10 protein-coding genes and 2 pseudogenes are annotated in these 17681 nt (G+C 66.7%); 7 read left to right on the top strand and 5 right to left on the bottom strand.

All coding sequences use genetic code 11. The features are described from left to right. Positions 1-343: 343 nt before the first annotated feature. Positions 344-1357: pseudogene (locus FOE67_RS00095) on the top strand (transposase); the annotation flags it as partial. Positions 1358-1523: 166 nt separating this feature from the next. Here FOE67_RS00095 and FOE67_RS00100 read toward each other — a convergent pair. Continuing rightward, positions 1524-2510: an ArsR/SmtB family transcription factor gene (locus tag FOE67_RS00100; protein ID WP_182659664.1), complete on the bottom strand. Its 987-nt coding sequence runs from the start codon at positions 2508-2510 to the stop codon at positions 1524-1526. Between the two features lie 89 nt (positions 2511-2599). Between FOE67_RS00100 and FOE67_RS00105 the strand changes: the two genes are divergently transcribed. Together FOE67_RS00105 and FOE67_RS00110 are read left to right on the top strand one after the other, a co-directional pair. Beyond that, a complete protein-coding gene (locus FOE67_RS00105; RefSeq protein WP_182659665.1) occupies positions 2600-3919 on the top strand; it encodes an MFS transporter in 1320 nt (439 codons plus the stop codon). Positions 3920-4040: 121 nt separating this feature from the next. Next, the gene (locus tag FOE67_RS00110; RefSeq protein ID WP_182659666.1) at positions 4041-6566 is read left to right on the top strand and encodes a helicase C-terminal domain-containing protein; all 2526 of its coding nucleotides are present in this window, start codon (positions 4041-4043) and stop codon (positions 6564-6566) included. Between the two features lie 856 nt (positions 6567-7422). Here the strand turns inward: FOE67_RS00110 and FOE67_RS00115 are convergent. After that, entirely contained in the window at positions 7423-7869 is a 447-nt protein-coding gene (locus FOE67_RS00115; protein WP_182659667.1) for a hypothetical protein, read from the bottom strand. A 429-nt stretch (positions 7870-8298) separates the two neighbouring features. Between FOE67_RS00115 and FOE67_RS30715 the strand changes: the two are divergent. Next, positions 8299-9050, top strand: a pseudogene (locus FOE67_RS30715) (IS5 family transposase); the annotation flags it as partial. A gap of 854 nt (positions 9051-9904) precedes the next feature. On the opposite strand, the gene FOE67_RS00130 reads toward FOE67_RS30715, so the two are convergent. Beyond that, on the bottom strand, positions 9905-10069 hold the full coding sequence (locus FOE67_RS00130; RefSeq protein ID WP_182659669.1) for a hypothetical protein: 165 nt from the start codon (positions 10067-10069) through the stop codon (positions 9905-9907). A 985-nt stretch (positions 10070-11054) separates the two neighbouring features. Next, positions 11055-11954, bottom strand: a complete 900-nt coding sequence (locus tag FOE67_RS00135) for an AfsR/SARP family transcriptional regulator (RefSeq protein WP_323383911.1) — start codon at positions 11952-11954, stop codon at positions 11055-11057. A gap of 279 nt (positions 11955-12233) precedes the next feature. On the opposite strand from FOE67_RS00135, the gene FOE67_RS00140 reads away from it, so the two are divergent. Further along, on the top strand, positions 12234-12992 hold the full coding sequence (locus FOE67_RS00140; protein WP_182659670.1) for a TetR/AcrR family transcriptional regulator: 759 nt from the start codon (positions 12234-12236) through the stop codon (positions 12990-12992). 35 nt (positions 12993-13027) lie between these two features. Here the strand turns inward: FOE67_RS00140 and FOE67_RS00145 are convergent, their stop codons facing one another. Next, positions 13028-13822: an AfsR/SARP family transcriptional regulator gene (locus tag FOE67_RS00145; RefSeq protein WP_182659671.1), complete on the bottom strand. Its 795-nt coding sequence runs from the start codon at positions 13820-13822 to the stop codon at positions 13028-13030. 302 nt (positions 13823-14124) lie between these two features. Here FOE67_RS00145 and FOE67_RS00150 point away from each other — a divergent pair, with 302 nt between their 5' ends. Both FOE67_RS00150 and FOE67_RS00155 read left to right on the top strand, forming a co-directional pair. Next, positions 14125-15984 carry an NAD(P)/FAD-dependent oxidoreductase gene (locus FOE67_RS00150; protein ID WP_182659672.1) on the top strand — a complete coding sequence of 620 codons (1860 nt, stop codon included), beginning with the start codon at positions 14125-14127 and terminating at the stop codon, positions 15982-15984. Then, complete coding sequence (locus FOE67_RS00155) at positions 15977-17677, top strand: NAD(P)/FAD-dependent oxidoreductase (RefSeq protein WP_182659673.1); 1701 nt, start codon at positions 15977-15979, stop codon at positions 17675-17677. Before FOE67_RS00150 ends, FOE67_RS00155 begins: the two co-directional genes overlap by 8 nt. Positions 17678-17681: the final 4 nt, after the last annotated feature.

The raw sequence follows: 17681 nt of genomic DNA on the forward strand, positions 1-17681 counted from the left end.
CACACGCGCGCCACGGATCACGGCGTCCTCCACGGCCGGCCACCAGGTCTGGTTTCACCGGTTTCCGTCGTTGAGCAGGCGGCCGGCCCGGCCCCTGGTGAGGGTGGTGAACACACCGGCATCACGGTCGAGCCGATGGATGTGGCGTTCCCGTGAGCGACTCTGTCGGGGATCTTGGAGTTCTCGGGACAGGGGCTGTCGGCGCTTGAAATGCTTCGGGATGGTCTTGCGTGGTTCCGTCCTTCCGAGGTGATCGGTGTCCGTTCGTCCCCGGCGCGGGGCGGTGGTTCCCGAGCTCACAGCACGGGTGGCGTGGGCCGGCAACCCTCGCGGCACCACGGGGATGTGGGTACGTGATCGCCTCGACGGGCTCCGGGAGGACAGGGACTTTGCCTCCCGGGACCCGCGTGATGGCCACCCCGGACTCTCGTCGGCCCAACTCGCCACGGTCTGTGTGCTGCAGTTCCTGCTCAACCTCTCCGACCGGCAGGCTGCCGAGGCGGTCCGGTGTCGGATCGACTTCACGTACGCCCCGGCCCCGGGGCTGGACGACTCGGGATTCCACCAAAGTGTGCCGACCGACTTCCGTGATCGTCTGTGCGAGGACGATCGCGCGGACCGACTGCTCTCCCTGTCGCCGGCCCGGATGCGGGAGGCCGGTATGGTCGCCGCACCTGGGAGGCAGCGCACCGACTCCACCCGGACCCCGGCCGCCGCCCGGGACCTCACCCGCCTGGAGCCGGTCCTGGAAGCAGTACGCGCGGTGTTGGAGGAAGCCGCCCAGCGGGCACCCGACATCCACGCCCGCCTCCGTGCCCGCCGGTTGCTGCCCCGGCAGCACCTGATTCGACGGCGGCTACCTCTCCGTCTCGCTGCTGCCCCCCGGCGCGACCACCGGGTCGAGCCCGTCGGCCCGGTGAAGGCCGGCGGAGCATGGCAGAGCAGGGAACAGTCCAGCCTCCCCCGGGACGACTTCTCCATCGACTTCGACCGACGCCAGGTCACCTGCCCCAACGGCGAGACCGGCCACCTCCGGCTCGAGCCACCGGCCATGGCGCCCCATACCGTGGCCCGGTTCCACCCACACCGGTGCAACGCGTGCCCCGACCGGCCTGCCCGCGCCCGCGGCACCGCCGCCCGCACCGTGAACTTCCTCCCCCGCCACCTGCACGAACCGCACACCCGGAACCGTGCGGACCGGCAGGGCTCCCGAAGCAAGCGGCTCCACGCCACCCGGTCCGGCGTCGAAGGCACCATCTGCGAGCTCATCAACGGACACCTGGCCCACCACAGCCGCTACCACGGCCACCGCACAACACACCTGCAGCACGTCCCGACCGGCATCGCGATCAACATCGAACGCCTCGCCTCACACGCAACTCGCCATCCTCACCGTCCTCGATCCCCCGGCCTTCCAGCAGTACCCCGACACCCGCGGCCCGACCCGGGAATGCCGGTGGCGCCAGGGAAAACAGGCCAAGCTCGAGATCCCCGGCGGAGTCGCCCGGTGCCGATCCGATGCCTCAGCCCGTACCGGCGACGAGTGCCTCGCCGAGCGGGGTGCGGCGGTAGAGCACGGACCGTCCGGACCGGGCGCGGACGAGCAGTCCCGCGTCTCGCAGGATGGCGAGGTGGTCTCCCACCGCGCCGGGTGTCATGGCGAGGCTTCGGGCGAGGTGGCTGGTACTGGCCGGGGCGTCCAGCGCCAACAGCAGCCGGGCCCGGGACCGGCCGATCAGAGCGGTCAGCGTGTCCGGTCGGGGGACGGTCTCCCGGCCGCCCCACGGGGCGGCGGTGCCGCGGGCCCGATAGACCAAGGTCCTGGGCCAGGGCCAGGGGTCTGCCAGGTGGGCGGCGATGTTCGCGACGAAGACCGAGGGGATCAGCAGGAGTCCGTCGCCGGCGAGGCGGACCGGTTCGACCCGGGGGAAGTGGCCGATCTCGATACCGCCGGCCTGCCAGGTGATGCTCGGGTGCAGGCTCTCGATGGTCGTGACCCATCCGTGTTCGCCGATCGTACCCACCCGGTGCACGACGTCGCGTTCACAGATCGCGCGCAGTTGCGGCCAGTCCGCGGCGAGCAGTTCGTGCCAGGCCCGGTCCATCGCCTCGGCGATCCTGGAGACGGCGTCCGTGGAGTCCAGCACCGCGCGTACACGGGGATCACCGGCGGACGGGCCGGTCGCGTGGGTGGCGATTTCGAGGCGGACCGCTTCCAGCGGTGTGGCCCGGATCATGGCCAGGTCGTCCGCCCAGGTCTGGTTGAGGCCGCGAGGGGGCGGGGCGACGAAGCTCGGCCCGGATCGCGGGTTGTGCAGCGCGAGGACGGCGTTCAGTTCACTCTCGCGGCGAAGCCGTTCAAAGGCCGGGAGGAGCCGGGTGGCCCGGGCTCGCGGCAGCGGTCCGTCCCGGCCGGCGAGTGAGCGCAGCAGGAGGCAGAGGTCCAGCGCGGGCGACAGTGCGAAGCGGCTGCGCAGCAGGTCCTCGACGGAGACTTCGAAGCGAAGCACCGCGCCATGCTATCGAGGGACGTCCGTTCCGATTCGTCCAGCGACGAATCATTGGTGTCTGGTGCGGGAGCACGGCGAGGTTGGGCGTCATGACCCCAACCGCCGAGCCCGCCCGGGGCGACTGCCGTGCCACCTACCGGGAGGTGCTGGCCGAGCCGCGATTCCGGCTGCTCTTCGCAACACGCGCCGTCGCGATCACGGCGGACATCCTGCGGATCACGACGTTCTCGGTGCTGGTCTTCTCGACCACCGGCTCCGCGCCGCTGAGCGCAGCGGCCTTCGGTATCGGCTTCATCCCGCAACTGTTCGGCTCGCTGTTGCTGGGGTCACTGGCCGACCGACTGCCGCCCCGCGCGCTCATTACCGGCGGCTACGCCTTGACGTGCGCCGCCGCCCTGCTGCTCGCCCTGGTGCGGATGCCGGTCGCGGCAGGCCTCGGTGTCGTGGCGCTGGTCTCTCTCGCCACACCGGTGTTCCACGGCGCGTCAAGTCGGCTGGTCGCCGAGTCGCTGGAGGGTGACGCCTATGTACTGGGCCGTTCGCTGAACAACATCGCCGCTGCCAGCGCGCAGTTGCTCGGTCTCGCGCTGGGCGGTGCGACCGTCGCGGCACTCGGCCCGCGCCGGGCGCTCGCGGCCGGCGCCGTCCTCTACCTCGGCTGCGCGCTGGCCATCCGCATCCGGCTGCCCCGGCTGCCACCGGGAGAGTCGGGCGGCACACCCGGCAGCGCCGGGAGGGACAGCGGGGCCGCCCGTGCAAGCCTGCGAGGTGCGGGTCTGCTGCTGCGCCGACGCACGGTGCGACGGCTGATGGTGGCCCAGTGGCTACCCGTGGCGTTCGTGGCGGGCTCGCAAGGCCTCCTCGTCGCCTACTCGGGAGAACGCCACTTCGCGCCCGGCTGGTACGCGGTGCTGATGGGCTGTCTTCCGGTCGGCATGTTTGTCGGTGACCTGGTGGTGGGCCGACTGCTGCGGCCGCCCACCCGGGAGCGACTGGTGGTGCCGTTGATCGCGCTGACGGGACTACCGCTGGTCGGCTTCGCCGCCCGGCCCGGGGTGGGCGTCTCGTCCTGTCTGCTGCTGCTCAGTGGCCTCGGATACGCCTACCAACTCGGCCTGCAACGCCCGTTCCTCGACGCCCTGCCGCAGGATGGCCGGGGCCAGGCCTTCAGCCTGCTCGGCGCCGGCAGCATCACGCTCCAGGGCGTCGGGGCGGTTTGCCTGGGCGCGGTGGCCGCAACCATCGGAACAGGCGGCGCCCTCGCCCTGGCAGGCGGCGTGGTGGCGCTTACCGCCGGCTGGATTCTCACCTGGCACCCGTCCACCTCCCCGGTCCCCGTCCCGAACGACTCAACGGGATCGGAGAACAGTCAAAATCGAACCTTGTCACCAGCTGTCACCATCCGATAACGGAAAGTTATAATTGGTGGACCCCTTCCGTGCTCATTGTTTCAGCGCTGCGTGGAAACTCAGCCCCCGAAGTCGTCGCTTGCGCAATGATGGAGGGGACGGACCGAAGGAGGTCAAGAGCGTGCCACTGAACTGGAGCCTGGTTGGCGCCGGCGAGACCGATCCACTACTGCGTCCGCGGGACATTTATGCGGCAGGCCCTCGGCCCTGGCCGTACTTGCGGCACGAGCAGGGCGAGGTTCTGGACCGGTGGTTCGAGCGTCGCACTGACAAGGATGTGGTGATCAAACAGAATACTGGGGGCGGCAAAACGGCGGCGGGTCTACTGATCGCTCAGAGCACACTCAACGAGGGTGTTGGGAAGGCTGTTTACTTGGCCGGAGACACTCATTACGCATCTGGCCAAGTTCAGAAGGAAGCACTAAATCTGGGCCTGGTGACCACCACGGATCCCAGAGACCCGGCATTCCAGCAAGAAAAAGCCATTCCAGTAACCAACTTCAAGAAACTCTTCAACGGCATGTCGACATTCGGTGTGGCTGGCGACAACAGCCGTCCTCATATGCCACTCGGCGTAGTCGTCGTCGACGATGCCCATGCAGCACTGAACACGATCACTCGGCAATTCCGACTCTTCATTCCTTGTGGGCACAAGACCCACGACAAGCTGGTGAACATGTTCGCCCATGAGCTGCGACGGCAGGCACCAAACCAATGGCGTGACGTCCAGGCTGGAGACTACTCGGCGCTCGTACGCGTACCGTTCTGGACCTGGGCCAACCGACATCAAGAGGTCATGGATCTCTTGCATCCGCACAGTAGCGACGATGAATTCAAGTATGTGTGGCCCCTGATTGCGGATGTTCTAAATCTCTGCACGGCTTCTATCACTAGCCGAGGGGTGGAAGTGCGGCCGCCATGCCCTCCGGTCCACGCGATCCCGGCCTTCACGAACGCCCAGCGCCGCGTGTACTTGACCGCTACATTGGCTGATGACAGTGCGTTGACTACCGCCCTGGACGTTGGTCCTGCGCTGCTGGCCTGCCCAGTGACCCCAGGTAGCGCCGCTGACATGGGCGACCGACTGATCCTCGCGCCGCTCTCACTCAACCCGTCGCTAGGTGATGAGGCTATACGCCTCTTGGCCAAGCAGTTCGCAGACGGTGACCGGAACGGTGATGGCGTCGCCGAGACGGAGCCGGTCAATGTCGTTGTAATCGTCCCGAGTTCGAAACGCGCTGCCGTGTGGGCCCCGTACGCCCACCGCATTCACTCTGCGGCAACGCTGGACGAGGGGGTCAAGGAACTACGCGAGACGCCTCATGTCGGTCTAGTCGTGCTGGTCAACAAGTACGACGGCATCGACTTGCCTAACAATGCCTGCCGTCTGTTGATCCTTGACGGGGTCCCTTTGCCCCTAGATGCAGCCGAACGCCGCGAAGCGGCCATCCTTCCGGACAGCCGGTTCCGGGTAACTCAAAGCATCCAACGGATCGAACAGGGCATGGGCCGTGGAGTGAGGGACCGGGAGGACTACTGCGCTGTCCTCCTCATGGGTGCCGAACTCAGCATGGCCATTCATGACCCACGTCGTCTCGATCTCTTCTCCCCCGCCACACGCGCACAACTCAGGGTAAGCCGTAGCATCGCCGACCAGATCGCCGGTGAGGGCCTGGGGCAGGTCCGGGAAGCCATCGACGCCTGTCTTGAGCGGCACCCGCAGTGGTTGACAGCTAGCCGCCGAGCTCTGGCAGATGTTCAGTATGACCAGACCAGCACTGTTCACGCCGAGGCTACAGCCAACCGCCAGGCATTCAACCTAGCTGCCATCGGGCAATACCAAGCAGCTGTGAGTCGCTTGCAAGCTGTAATCAACAGCCTGGAGGACAAAGCTCTCCGTGGTTACCTCATGGAGCAGAAAGCGGCATACCTTCACCACGTCGACCCGTCGGCTGCCCAGCAGGCCCTCACCACTGCCGTAGTCGAAAACCCCATGGTCCAACGTCCTGTTGACGACGTGGCTCCGCGAACCATCAAGGCGGCAGCCGTACAAGCCCGTGCGGCCACCGAATACCTGCGAGAAACCTACTCGGATGGTGTCCAGTTGGTGCTTGGCGTGCGTCACATCTTCGACCAAATCGTCTGGGGAGACAAGGACCGGACAAATGACGCTGAAGCGGCTTGGGAACTTCTGGGCCACCACCTTGGCTTCCGAAGTGACCGCCCCGACCAAATGTTCAAAATCGACCCCGACAATCGATGGGCGCTGACTAATGAGCAGCACGCAATCATCGAACTGAAGACGGGAAGCAGCAGCGACCTGATCTCAAAAGACGATGCGGATCAACTCGGTGGCAGCGTTCGTTGGCACGAGTCCATTGCGCCAGATATCAGAGCCCAGCCCGTGATGCTTCACCCGAGCAGCACACTTCACACACAGAGCCCGCCTGTGCCCGGCCTGCGCGTTGTGACACCGAACAAACTTGACGAACTGCGGGAAGCGGTGGCAGGAGTCGCCCGCGCCCTGGCCACCGGACATGGGCGGTGGGGTAATGAACAGTCCGTCGCTGCCGAGCTGCAGAGGGCCAAGCTGACTGCGGGAGCGATCTTCTCCACGTACACGGAGACGGCTCGCCCCGCTCTATGATGAGCATCAACAATTAGCCTCGACCCTACGTGAGTCCCATCAACTTGCTGATGGGACTCACGTAGGGTCGAGGCTGGCGCGATAGCGACGTACGTCCGCTATCGCGCCAGCCCTCACTGCATCGAACCGTGTGCAGTTCTTCCCCACACGGCTTGCCGACGCCGTTCACTACCGGAATTCTACCTGCCCCACCAGTCCCGCAAAGGGTTGGGGGCCACGACGCTCCCGTACAGAGCGACTAGCCCCAGCGAGTCGGCTCAGGCGAACGCCACTACCGACCAGCCGAGTTTTTGGCTGGTCCGATGCTTCTTGGTGAGAAATCCTCCGATCCGCATCCGCGCGAGGAGCGAGCCGGTCGAAGCGATGGGTCGAGTTCCTGAAGCGGAAATATGCGCCCCACCCACGACGGAACATGCTCACGTTCTCCACGATCATTTTAGTTAGCGCTTAATTTGAGTACTGTAGGATTTGCCGCGGCCTCACGAGCTCGTTCCCCGATGGACTACACCCATTTTACATTGATATGCCACTAGCAGGACTGAGCAGCCACCCGCCAGATGGGTTCTTTCTCCTGGAAATGCACCGCCTCATTTAGTAATGCATCAGCTCGCCCCGATAACTCCACCGAGTTCCGTGCGCCCTGCCCACCCGCTCAGCAGCCATAATCCACTGCGATGATCGACCTCATGGCCCGCCGCCTCACCGGCGAGAGCACCATCCCCTGGCGCAACCCGATAATCTCGTGAAACAACCGATTACAGGATGAAACATTGGGCGAAAACGACCTCTAAGCGCTGGACCACTACTGACATCAGAGGAGCCGAAGAGCATCCCTGCACCCTGAAGCCCTACAAGATCAGCGCAGGAGGCGATCCACCTCCTCTGGGGTCAGAGGACCCTGGTACTCGGCCCGCAGGCGGCTGCGTATTTCCTGCAACGCGATGACAGCCTCCTCATGCTGACGCGAGAGCTCCGAGCGCCTGGATTCGCACTCCCTGATCCGCTGCTCATGCCACTTCTTCCGGCGGGCCGGGTTCTTCTTCGGTGGATACTTCTTCCACCGAAGAAGCAGTCCCCGTGACTGCTCAATGCACCGGTCGTTCTTCTCCATCTCATCCCGACTGCTCCAGACGGCAGCAAGCAAGGGCCGGAGCACAAGAGATATCTTGCGCCTTTCCTGGGCGCGGGCGGCGGCATTCTCATCCGTATACCGAATAGCGACGGGGGACTCATGCTGCCCGGTGCGCTGCCAGCCGTATCCCTCGAAGCTCCGGAGAATCCGGTAGTTGAAGTTCCTACCCACGCAAGCCCCTTACTTGCCTTGAAGTTCTTCCCCGCCGTTCAGGCCCCCTTGAAGTACGAGAGTGCCAGCCTCACGGTACGACTCGACAGGACTACGCGTTCACCGCAGGAACGAGATTCTTGCCAGCTCGCCTTTGTTCAGTCGGGGAACCTTCGTCGAACAATGCGATCTTCACCAGCAGCCGACCATGGCCATATTGATCATCATCTCTTTTAGCTTCGATGTTTTTTGAGGCCCTGTCAACTTGCTGGCAGGACTTTCTGGCCTTCGATTGAGGTAGTTCTCGGTGGTGGGGCAGACTGTCATGCCGAGTCGGCGCCGGGATCCCCTGTACCTGGGGTTTGACCAGACTCCTTTGTGCAGGTCACAGAGGGTTTGGGGAGTAACCTTAGAGCGTGTCCTATGTGGAGTGTGGCTCGTTGAGTGGGCATGGGGAGTAGTCGTTGGGATTGGATCGTTCCGGATGGTTTGTGGGAACTCGTGGAGCCGTTGTTGCCACCCGAGGGGGTACGGCCGCAGGGCGGGGGGGACGCGGAACACCCCTGATGAGGCGGTGTTCGCCGCGATCGTGTACGTCCTCACCAGTGGGTGCGCGTGGCGGCATCTGCCGCCGTGTTTCGGGATCTCCAAGTCCACCGCGCACCGCCGCTTCCTGATCTGGTCCAGGGCCGGGGTGTGGCCCGGTTGCACCGTGCGGTGCTCGATCAACTCGCGGCCGCGGACCTGCTCGACCTGTCCCGGGTGCTGATCGACACCGCCCGGGGTGCGGGCCAAAAAAGGGGGGCGAGCGCCCGGGTCCGAGCCCCGTGGACCGGGGCAGGGCGGGTCCCGGGTTGCATGTCCTGTCCGATGCGAACGGCCTGCCCCTCGTGGTCGCCGTCTCAAGTGGCAACACCCACGACAGCCAGGGCCTGAAGCCGCTCCTGGCCGGTCTCCCATCGAGACACGACCCCGAACGCGGCCGCCACTACCACCCCGGGCGGATCCACGCGGACAAGGCCTACGACATCCCCGACCTGCGACGATGGATGCGCGGCAAACGCCTGGCCGTCCGTATCGCACGCAAGGGCGTGGAGAGTTCCCAACGACTCGGACGACAACGCTGGAAGATCGAGAGGACCATCGCCCGGCTGGTCGGCTACCGCCGGCTGTCCCCGCACTACGAACGGCATTCCCGCAACTAGTGTTCCCCGCGCGAGCGGGGGTGGTCCGCGGTGCGGCGGGCGGGATGTGAGGCGGTGTCGGTGTTCCCCGCGCGCGCGGAGAGCACCTGTTCGCCCTCTCCCAGCCCCCGCTGATGGGCCGGTGTTCCCCGCGCGCGCGGAGAGCACCTGGAGAGCGGGGAGCAGGAGTCCGGCGAGCCCCGGTGTTCCCCGCGCGCGCGGAGAGCACCCGTGGGTCAACTCGGCGGACCACGCCTCCCACCGGTGTTCCCCGCGCGCGCGGAGAGCACCCCTTCCCCACCTGCGACGTTAGAGGCGCTTTGCAATTTCTTTGCTATTGCAGGAGCCCTCTCCCCCACGGGGGAAGTCGTGGCCGGGTTCTTGGATCACGAAAGCAGTGTAGGGGCGCTTCGAGACGCGGACAGTGCCGCGTGAGCGAGACGCCCTGCTTCTTGCTCACGCTTCCTCAACAGCCTCCCTCCTCTCACCCCGGGTCGAGAGGAGGGGCCCACCACCCGGCCCCCGGGCCGCCACTGTGCCCGCCGTGTTCCCCGGGGACCGGGGAACACGGCGGGGGGTTGCGTCAATGCCTTTCCTCGGACACCGGAGCCCTGCGGGCCGACCCGTTGAGCGCCCGCTCCTCCGGCGGTTCGACCCGTCGAACCACGGGCGGGAAGTCGGGCGGGTTTACTTCAAGTTTCTGCAAAGTCGGCTCGCGGGAGCACGCCCTCCACCCGCCGCGACCTGCACGATCAGGCAGCTGACGCCCCATCAGAACGAGCGTCAAATGAGCGTCACGAGCGTCATTTCAGCGTCAAGATATCGCCCGTAACGCCCACAACGCACATAACGCGCACACGCGAAACCGCAGGTCAGGAGGCCTTTGCGGCCGGTTCGAGGATCGCGACGCACTCCAGGTGATGGGTCATCGGCATGATGCCCTTCTCCCGGCCCGGCCGGCGGAGCGGGGAATCGCGCACGAGGATCCACCAGGCCTCGCCCATGTGGTCGAGCAGTGGCTCGACCTCGCGTCCCAAGATGGCCCTCCAGCATCCGGATGACGGCCACCTGCACGTCGTTGCCGCGGCCGACCACCAGCGGCGGCACGAACCCGCCCCATCAGCCCCGGCAAGGGCGGCCCGGTCCACGCCGACCGGAATGAGGTGAACGGGCTGATCTCCACCGCACACGTCCACACCGTCAAGGAGTACGGGCCCGCCCGGGTGGCCGGCTTCTCCTCGATCCTGGCGCTATTCATGGCCTCGGCGACGTGGCGGTGGGCGGTCGCGATCCCCACTTCGAGTCCCGCCACGAGCCGTGCGTGGAGGGTACCTCCCGGCCGAAGGTGGGCGGAACCTGCCCGCGCCGCAGTTGGGCCGGGACCCACAACGCCCGCCGGTCTAGGGAAGGACGCCGCCACCGGGTCCCGGCCGCCCACCACTGCGCTGCGGGGAGTTCCGACAGGGTGCAGGGTCGAAGTGGACGAATCCACTCCCGACGGGTGGACAAGCACGTGAGGCCCCGTGCGGACAGGTCGCGCTCGGTCGACAACCCATCCACAAGGAACTTCACGCGACCCCGCCCTCATGCGCCCGGGCCCGTCCGGCTTGGAAAAATTTCAGGCCGTCCCGCCCCTCGAAGGACTCCGGAGATCCCGGGTGGGCCAGGAGGTTCTGCTTTTATGCCTGCGTCGGCCGAAAATCACCCAACCGAGTCATCACATTCGAGCCGGTGCTCACATCGATCGATAGAACAATCGACTTTCAGCCGGACACGGGACCCCGTCACAGCGTGACGGACACGGGGTGAGCGAGGGGGAGCGCAGCAGTTGCGTCCGGGGGCATGGTTCACGGACCGGAAGCTCGGCTGATCCGGACGCCGGTACATCACGTGGGGATTTCGCGAGGCCGTCACACCGTTGGGGCCGCCGGTGGCTGGTGGCCGGCGGCGGGGGTGGTGCGTGGTACACGGTGCCGGAACCTTGTCGGGTTCCGCGGGGACGCCTGCCCGGGGGCCGGTGATTTACCGTGCGGGCCCGGGCGGGTGGCGGTCGGCCCGACGGATGGAGGGGCCGAGGACCGCGTCGGCGCGGGGGGAGTGGGTGATCCGATCGCGCAGCGTCAGCAGGTTGCTGCTGGCGGAGGCGCCCAGGTCCTGTTCGATCGACTGGAGGAACCGGTACAGCTGCCGCCGCGCGTGATCAGGTCTGCCGAGCCGAAGCAGGGCTTCGATGACCACCGTGGTGGCCAGTTCGCTGTACGGATCGAGCCGGAGAAGCTGGTAGGCGTACTCAAGTGCCTCGTCGAGTTCGCCCAGCGCCTCGTGGATCTGGATGAGGCGGATCAGGGCCTGGGAGTGCAGCCCCTCGTACCGCCTGCGATGCGGGACGAGCCAGGGCCGGTGCGGTTCCTCCTCCTCCAGGAAGGGGCGTATGGCGTATGCGGTGACGCGACTGTAGTAGAAGCAGGCGCGCCGCGCGTCGCCGCGGGTGTCACTGTCACGGGCCCACCGGAAGAACCGACCGACCTCCTGCGCATCCGTCCACCAGTTCTCGGTGGGCTCGAAGCGGTAGAAGCCGGTGCCGCTGCGGACGATGAACGACGACTTCTGGCCCGGCCGCAGCTCCGGTTCCAATAATCGTCGCAGGCAGTGCATCGCCACGTGGAATCCGCTCGCCGCCTTCTCCGGCGCGGCGTCCGGCCAGCCGATGTCGATGAGCTGGTCCATCGAGCCGGGAGTGCCCGGGTTGAGGAGGAACCATTTCAGCAACAACAGGGCTCTCTCCCGGCGCTGCTGGCGCTGGCCCAGGATCTGTGCTTCGCGGTAGACCCGGAAGGGGCCGAAAAAGTAGGCCCGATAGGCCGCTACGGGTTCCCTCTCACCAGGGCGCGCTCTCTGGTGTTCGGCTGCCGCAGCAGCCACTGATGTCACACCAATCACATATCCCCCAATTTATGTGGCTTCTGCATGGGCATCAGCTGCATTACCGGCGTTAACGGTGAAGGATGTTTACTGTCGCTGTCAAGCGTCATTCAAGCGATAGGGTGTAACGCGCAGGTACGGGATGCCTGTCGCGCAAGTGTGTCCGGAACGTTCGACATGGAGGTACCGATGGACCGACGGGATCCTCCTCGTGCTGAGAGCCCCTCTCCCGTTCTGACGCGCCGCCAGCGCCAGCGGCAGGCCACCCACGAGGAGATCGTGAAAGTCGGTCGCTCCCTGTCGCGCGAGGGCCGGGAGGTCACCCTGCGCGCCGTGGCTGCCGAGATGGGGCTCACCGCCCCTGCGCTGTACCGCTATGTCGGCAGTGTCGCCGCGCTCAACGAGCTGCTGGCCAACGACATCTTCACCGAGGTGGTCGGGGAGATGGCTGCGGCGGCGCAGCGGTATGGGGACGATGACCCGGCGGCCCAGATCGTGGCGGCGGCCACCGCCTTCCGGGCCTGGGCACTGGACCATCCGGCCGAGTTCCAGCTGGTGTTCGTCACCACCTCGCTCTCCGGTGATCATGTGACCGGCTCGCACAAGGGGCGGCCACGGCATCCGCCGGCACCGATCACGACCGGCACCACCACCGACGGAGTGCAGATGTTCGCCGACTTCTTCGGCGGGATTTTCGCCAAGTTGGCTCAGCAGTCCTCGTTTCCGGTACCGGATGTGGACGAACTGGATGAGACCTTCGTCGCCGTCCACTCCGGCTCGGGCAAGGGGGGCACCGCCGACCTGATGGCGATGCTCGGCAAAGACGAGCTTGGGTTGATGTGGCAGTTCGAGCTAGCCTGGGCGCAGCTCCACGGCATCGTCGCCCTTGAGGTCTACGGGCACATCCGCACGCCGCTGATCCGCTCGGGCGCAGTCTTCCGGGCGGTGATGAAGGACATCGGGGCCCGCGTCGGGATGACGGGCGATTGGCAGCGGCTTACCGAGGTCAGCCGACAGGTGATCGCCGACCGGTCCTGACCGTGGTGTCCCCGGCCGCCCGGTCCCCTACCGCCCTACCGCGCTTGGCGTACCCGCTCTCTCAGCGCGAGGAGTTCCGGACCCAGGGGCACCCCCAGATCCTCCCGCAGTGCCCGGGTCACACTCTCCAACTGCGCGAGTGCTGCGGTGATGCTGCCCTGTCGCAGATGGATCTCCACCGCCGCGGCGGCAGCCTCCTCCGCGTACGGATCACGGTCCAGCACTCGCAGGGCGTAGGTGAGTGCCTCCCAGTGCCGGCCGCCTCGCCGGTTCAAGCGGAGTAACTGGCGCAGCGCCTCGTCATGGTCACGACCATGGGCCACCCGGAACGGTTCGAAGGCGTCGAGGTAGACCTCCTCCGGCAGAAAACCCCGCTCGTAGTGGGCGAGCAGCCGCTCGTAGGCGCCGATCGCCTCCGGGATCCGGTCCGCCGCCTGCGCCGCTCTGGCGGTCTTGGTAAGCCGGGCGACCTCGTCCACATCGGTCCACCAGTTGCCCGCCGGATCGAACCAGCAGCGGCCGCAGGCGTCGGATCGCACGTAGGCGGAGGGTTGGCGGCTGCACAACTCCGGTTGCAGAACTCGGCGTAAGGAGTGCTGGGTGACGTGCAGCCGGTTGGCAGTTCCCCCCTTGCGTCCGGGCCACAGGACCTGCGCCAGTTCGCCCTCTCGGAACTTGTCCCCCGGATTGAGCAGAAACCACTTGAGCAGTGTTCGTGCGCTCGCCCGGCCCCAGGTCGGGCTGCCGAGACGAGTGCCGTCGCGCAGTACCTGGAAGGGACCGAAGAGATGCGCCTCGTATCGATGCCGGCCCCCTGAGGTGCTGTTCACCCCCGGATCCCCTCCGTGTGCCGCTGCGACGCCTGTGTTCGGTGCCGGTTCGCCGTCCACTCGATCCATCATCCCCCCCCCGGGCTCGGGAACCCTTGACACACCGGTGACTGTTGGACGTTCCCTCCGGTACCGCGCCGAAACACCCCCTCGCCGCAGTGCCGCCTCCCCTGCCGATACCGCCGGCGGCCCGGCCGTGGCTCAGCCGGCCCCGTCCGTTCACGCCATGGTGCACCTTGCACGACTCGTAAGTCGACTGTAAGCCCCCGCCGTCAGAGTCCCCAGGCACGAGAGGGGGACACATGACCCGACACGTACGGCAACGGATCTCCGACATGTCCGCCGAGAAGCGGGCCCTCCTGGAGCAGAAGCTCCGCACCCGCCTCGGCTCCGGCGAAACCTCACCGGACCACTACGACGCGCTGATCCTGGGCGGTGGGGTGGCCGGATTGACGCTGGCGCTCCAACTGCGCAGGGCTCGGCCGGGTATTCGCGTGCTGGTGGTCGAACGGCAGGACCACCCGGTGCCCGAAACGACACACAAGGTCGGCGAGTCCACTGTGGAGATCGCCGCTCACTACCTGCGCGACGTCCTCGGCCTGCGGGAGCACCTGGAGACCCGGCAGATACGGAAGTTCGGTCTGCGGATGTTCTTCAGCAGTGGTGCCAACACCGACATCACCGACCGGGTGGAGTTGGGCAGCTCGGTCTTTCCACCGCTGGCCACCTATCAGTTGGACCGCGGACGGCTTGAGAACGAACTCGGCGGGATGTGTCGGGTGGAGGGCGTCCCCCTCCTCACCGGCTGCCGGGTGCAGGAGGTCCGGCTCGCATCCGGGCAGAAGTACCACGAGGTGGATCTTCTCGCCGGCGGCGAACGGCGCACGGTACACGGCCGCTGGGTGGTCGACGCCACCGGCCGCGGGCAGCTCCTGCAGCGGCAGCTCGGGCTGCGCAGGGAGGTGGGACACACCGCCAACGCCGCCTGGTTCCGGCTCGCCCACCCGATCGACATCGGCTCCTGGAGCGACGATCCCGCCTGGCACGCCAGGCTGGCCGAGGGGCAGCGGGAGCTGTCCACCAATCACCTGATGGGACCCGGGTACTGGGTATGGCTCATCCGGCTCGCCTCGGGATCGATCAGCATCGGCATCGTCACCGACGCCGACGCCCATCGTTTCGAGTCCTTCAACACCCGTGAGCGCGCCCTGGAGTGGCTGCGCCGCCACGAACCGCAGTGCGCCGAGGCGGTCGAGGAGCACGCGCAGAGGATCCAGGACTTCCGCGTGATGAAGGACTACGCCTACAGCTGCGACCGGGTCTACGACGGCGCTGCCCGCTGGTGCCTGACCGGTGAATCGGGGATCTTCCTCGATCCGCTCTACTCGCCGGGACTGGACCTGATCGCCATCAGCAACGGGCTGGTGACGGATTTGGTGACCCGGTCCCTGGACGGCGAGGACGTGACCGCGGCGGCCGGTATCCACGACGCCCTGTACCGGCGGATCACGGACATGTGGCTCGCCATCTATCAACAACAGTACGAGCTGATGGGCAACGCGCGGGTGATGAGCTCCAAGGTGATCTGGGACACCGCCTTCTACTGGGGGGTCTTCGGTCTGCTCTTCTTCCAGGACCGCTTTCGCAGCGTGCTCAGCACCCCTTCGGTCGCAGCGGACCTGGAACGGCTCACCGACATCAGCAACCGGGTGCAGGCGTTCTTCCGCGAGTGGGCCGCGATCGAGAACGATCCGCTGGACCCGTGTTTCATCGATCTCTACGCCCCGCTCAACTTCATGGTGGAGCTGCACGCGGGCATGGCCGATGAGCTGGACGACGCACAAACCGCCGAGCGGTTCTCGACCAACACCCGGCTTTTCACCCAACTCGCAGGCCAGTTGATCACTTCCGTCATCGAGGCACACGGTGAGCGGTACCACGACGACCGTGTGGTCGCCCAGGTGCAGCGCTGGCAGTGCGATCCCCTGATCACCGAACTCATCGCCGGATACCGCCGGGAGCGGGCCAAGCGTCCCACCGGCGACGGATGGCTGGCGCCCCGCGCGGGCGACAGCGGGGAGTCGGGGAAGGGCGCGGCGGTTACGACACGGCACGGCACGGACCAGTCGGCATCCAACGTTAGTGAGGTCAGCTATGCGTGACGGCTCCCGGCACGTCGATGTCGCGATCCTCGGCGGCGGCATCGCCGGGCTGACGCTGGCCCTTCAACTCAAGCGTGCCGAACCCGGGCTGCGGGTCACCGTGCTGGAGCGCCGACTTCACCCGGTGCCGGAGGCCACCCACAAGGTCGGTGAATCCAGTGTGGAGATCCAGGCCCACTACCTGCGGGATGTTCTCGGTCTCGAAGAGCACCTGGAGACACAGCAGCTGCACAAATTCGGGCTGCGCATGTTCTTCACCCACGGCACCAACGAGGACATCACCCGCCGGGTGGAATACGGCCAGATTGACCCCGCGCCGCTGCCCTCGTACCAACTCGACCGCGGACGGCTGGAGAACGCCCTGGGCGAGCTGATCACCGTTGCAGGCGTCGAGTTCGTCCAGGGCGGCAAGGTCCTCGACCTCGACCTCAGTTCCGGCGGCGAGGACCACACGGTCAACTTCGTCGCCGACGGACGGGAGCGGACCATCCGCGCTCGCTGGGTCGTGGACGCCACCGGGCGGGCCGGGTTGCTGAAGCGGCGCCTCGGTCTGAACAGGCCGGTGCCGCACCACGGAAACTCCTCCTGGTTCCGCATCGACCATCCGCTCGATGTCCAGCAGTGGTCCGAGGACTGCGAGTGGCGCGCCAGGGTGACCGGCGGCCACCGGCGGCTGTCCACCAATCACCTGATGGGGCCCGGGTACTGGGTATGGCTGATCCCACTCGCCTCCGGTTCGACCAGCGTCGGGATCGTCGCGGACGACGCGGCTCACCCCTTCGACGGGTTCAACACCCTGGAGCGGGCGCTGAAGTGGCTGGCCGAGCACGAGCCGCAGTGCGCGGCCGAGGTGCTGGAGCACCGGGAGAGGATCCAGGACTTCCGGGTGATGAAGGACTACGCCTACGGCTGCCGGCAGGTCTACTCGGAGGATCGCTGGTGCCTGACGGGTGAGGCGGGCGTCTCCATCGACCCCCTGTACTCCTCCGGCGGCGACCTGATGGCGATCAGCAATGGTCTGATCACCGACCTCGTCGTCCGGGATCACCTCGGCGAGGACGTCCGCGAGCCAACCATCGCGCACAACCAGGTGTATCTGGTGCTCGCCGAAATCTGGCTGGTCGCCTACCAGGGCCAGTACCCGATCATGGCCAACCCGCAGGTGATGGTCGCGAAGGTCATCTGGGACACCATCATCTACTGGGCGGTGCCCGGGCTGCTGTTCTTCCACGACACCTTCCGCCGACTCGGCGAGAGCCCCGCTTCCTTCGCCAACCTCCAGCGGACCTGGGTGCTGCACGCCAGGGTCCAGCAGTTCCTGCGGGAGTGGCACGCCACCGGCAACGAGCCCGCCGCCGACATCTTCGCCGACCCCTACACCCTGCTCGACTTCATCGTCGACCTGCACAACGGTATGGCGGCCGGGCTCGGCCACGAGGAACTCCAGGAGCAGCTCAACCGCAACGTCGAGCTGCTGGAGCAGATCGCCGGACAACTGGTCAGTACCGTCATCGATCGTCTGGAGGGGCGGGACGGCGGGCCGGACGAGGCCGCCCGGGAGCAGATCGACCGATGGGGAACCGACCCGGTGCTGCGGGACGCCGTCGAACGGTACCGGGAGCGCCACCCGCTCAACCCCATCGACAGCTCGTGGATCACCCTCGGCGTGCAGAGCGCGGCGGTGACCTCATGAAGGA

It is taken from the genome of Streptomyces calidiresistens (assembly GCF_014141525.1).
GTDB classification, from domain to species: domain Bacteria; phylum Actinomycetota; class Actinomycetes; order Streptomycetales; family Streptomycetaceae; genus Streptomyces; species Streptomyces calidiresistens.

What these genes read in the sequence shown, in the direction of transcription:
- FOE67_RS00105 (WP_182659665.1), top strand. Translation starts at nt 2,600, where the DNA reads ATGACCCCAACCGCCGAGCCCGCCCGGGGCGACTGCCGTGCCACCTAC.
- FOE67_RS00150 (WP_182659672.1), top strand. Translation starts at nt 14,125, where the DNA reads ATGACCCGACACGTACGGCAACGGATCTCCGACATGTCCGCCGAGAAG.
- FOE67_RS00155 (WP_182659673.1), top strand. Translation starts at nt 15,977, where the DNA reads ATGCGTGACGGCTCCCGGCACGTCGATGTCGCGATCCTCGGCGGCGGC.